Annotated in this window: 2 protein-coding genes; both read right to left on the bottom strand. The window is 64.3% G+C overall.

Features of this window, described 5'->3' with window-relative positions; all coding sequences use genetic code 11:
• Window positions 1-216 precede the first annotated feature (216 nt).
• A complete protein-coding gene (locus tag CC207_RS23105) occupies window positions 217-1545 on the bottom strand; it encodes an MFS transporter (protein WP_088852829.1) in 1329 nt (442 codons plus the stop codon).
• Window positions 1546-1591: 46 nt separating this feature from the next.
• Entirely contained in the window at window positions 1592-2785 is a 1194-nt protein-coding gene (gene lhgO, locus CC207_RS23100; RefSeq protein ID WP_088852828.1) for an L-2-hydroxyglutarate oxidase, read from the bottom strand.
• Between the last annotated feature and the right edge of the window lie 114 nt (window positions 2786-2899).

Below are 2899 nucleotides of genomic sequence, written 5' to 3'. Positions count from 1 at the left end.
TCCTGGGGCGCAGCGCTTGACGGGCATCCATGCCCGTCACCTCCCTCCGCAAGAACTCCGCTCGGCCTCCTGAAGTCGCAATTGGCGGCGCCTGAACTATCGCGCACTTAGAAGCAAGATCAAGATCAAGATCAAGATCAAGATCAAGATCAAGATCAAGATCAAGATCAAGATCAAGATCAAGATCAAGATCAAGATCAAGATCGTTGGTGTCGCTTAATTCTTCGACTTCGAATGCCGCCAGCCCTGGTCAAGGAACGCAAACATCACCACCAGCACCCCGGCCACCGCGAGGATCAACGCCACGCCATCGGTGGAGTGAGTCGCCGACCCGGCCACCAGCGCCAGCCCGCCCAGCGGCGCCAGGCCACCGGCCACGGCGGTACCGACCTCGCGCCCGGTGCCGAACCCCGACGAGCGGGTCTGGGTCGGGAACTGTCGGCTGAGGAACGAGCCCTGCGGGGCGAACATCATCGGCGCCAGGATCCCGGTGCCCACGGCAATGGCCAGGTAGATCATCATCGGCTCGCCGGTCGACAGCAGTTGCAGGAACGGAAAGGCGAACAGCGCCGACAGCAACCCGCCGAGCATCAGCACGGTCTTGCTGCTCCACTTGTCGCACAGCCAGCCGAAGAACGGCACGGCAAAGATCGCCACCAGGCTGGCCAAGGTCACCGACAGCGAGGTGACGTGGGCCTCGACGCCCTTGAACTGGGTCAGGTAGGCCAGCGAGAAAGTCTTGAAGATGTAGCTCAGGGCGTTGTAGCCCACGGCCACGAAGAACACCACCGCCAGGCCTTTGAGGTCGTTCCGGAACAGCAGCTTGAGCGGCGACACCTGCGGCTTGTCGTCGTCCTTGTCCAGCTCCTTGAAGTCCGGGGTCTCGGGGATGCTCTTGCGCACCCACAGGCCCACCGCCACCAGGGCGATGCTGGCGATGAACGGGATGCGCCAGCCGCCGGCCAGCAGGAACTCGTTGCCGTTCATGGTCAACAGGTACACGGTCAGCGACGACAGCAGCAGGCCCAGGTTCAGCCCCAGCGCCGGCCAGGCGCCCTGGCTGCCGCGCTTGCCTTCGCTGGCGTGCTCGTAGGAGGTCACCGCCGCGCCGGACAGTTCGGCACCGGCGCCCAGGCCCTGGATGATGCGGATGATCACCAGCAGGATCGGCGCCCATATGCCGATGGTGGCGTAGCCGGGGATCAGGCCGATCAGCATGGTGCACAGGCCCATCATGCAAAAGGTGATCACCAGCACGTGCTTGCGCCCGAAGCGATCGCCCAGGTAGCCGAACAGCACGCCGCCGAAGGGCCGGGCGATGAAGCCGATGGCGAAGGTGGAGAACGCCAGCAGCGAGGCCACCGCCGGGTTGCTCGGGTCGAAGAAGATCTTCGAGAAGACGATCGCCGCCATGGTGGCGTAGAGGTAGAAGTCGTACCACTCCAGCATCGAGCCGAAGATGGTCGCCGCCGCCACCTTGCGCAGGCGCTTGCGTTGCTGTTCGGGGGTTTCGCTCGCGGCCAGGGCCGTTTCGTGTACCGACATTGAGGTTTTCCTTGTTGTCTTTGTAATTGTGGATGCAGCGGGTGGATCAGTGGGCCTGGAGAATCTTCTCGGCGATCATCTGGCCGATGGGGATCGCCGAGGTGGCGGCGGGCGACGGCGCATTGCACACATGCACCATGCGTGGCGTCTCGGCGAACAGGAAGTCGTGCACCAGGGTGCCGTCGCGCATCACCGCCTGGGCGCGGATGCCGGCTTCATAGGGCAGCAGGTCCTCGACTTCGAGGGACGGGCAATACTTGCGGCACTGCTCCAGATAGCCGCGCTTGAACAGCGAATTCTTCATCTCGGTGGTGCCGGAACCGAGGTTGTTCCAGAGGGTTTTCCAGAAGCCCGGAAAGCGCGCGTACTCGGCGACATCGCGCCAGTTCACCGAAAACTTGCGGTAGTTCTCCCGACCAAAGCCGAGCACCGCGTTGGGGCCGACGGTGACGCTGCCGTCGATCATCCGCGTCAGGTGCACGCCGAGGAACGGCAGCTCCGGGTCGGGGATCGGGTAGATCAGGTGGTTGACGATCTGGCTCTTGCTCGCTGGCAGGCGGTAGTACTCGCCGCGGAAGGGAATGATCTGATGGTCGATCCTGACCCCGGCCAGGCGCGCCAAGCGGTCGGACTGCAGGCCAGCACAGGCCACCAGCTGGCGGGCGCGCCAGGCGTTGCCGTCGGCGCTGATCGCGACGTGGTCGCCATGTTCCTGGATGGCGCGCACGGTGGTGGACAGGCGCAGTTCGCCGCCGGCCTGGCGGATTACCTTGGCCATGGCGTCGCACACTTGCTGGTAGTCGACGATTCCGGTGGCATCGAGGAACAACGCGCCCTTGCCGACGATGTTCGGCTCCCGCTCGCGCAGGGCGTCGGCATCCAGGCGCTCGACCTTCAGGCCATTGTGCTGCGAGCGCTCGTACAGCGCCTGCATGCGCTGCACTTCCTGGTCGTTGGAGGCCACCAGCAGCTTGCCGCAGACCTCGAAGGCGATGCCGTGCGCGCCGCAGAAATCCTTGGTGGCCTGGGCGCCGCGCTTGCACAGGTCGGCTTTGAGGCTGCCGGGGGCGTAGTAGATGCCGGCATGGATCACGCCGCTGTTGTGGCCGGTCTGGTGACGGCCGAGGCTGGCTTCCTTTTCCAGGATCAGCAGCGAAGCGCCGGGGCGTCGTTCGAGCAGGGCCATCGCGGTGGCGAGGCCGACGATGCCGCCGCCGATGATGCAGTAGTCGTAGGTCATGCAGGGTACCTTGGTATTCTTGTCGGTGAATCTGCTTATCAGGTTGTCAGACTAAGTAGTTCGCGTGAAAGCCTCGCCAGGTCGCGATGGGGTTCTCCGGAGTCAGTCGAGGTC

This window comes from Pseudomonas sp. DrBHI1, assembly GCF_002205115.1.
Lineage (GTDB): Bacteria > Pseudomonadota > Gammaproteobacteria > Pseudomonadales > Pseudomonadaceae > Aquipseudomonas > Aquipseudomonas mosselii.
Note: the sequence above shows the minus strand (reverse complement) of the source record. Positions and strands in the feature narration are given on the sequence as shown.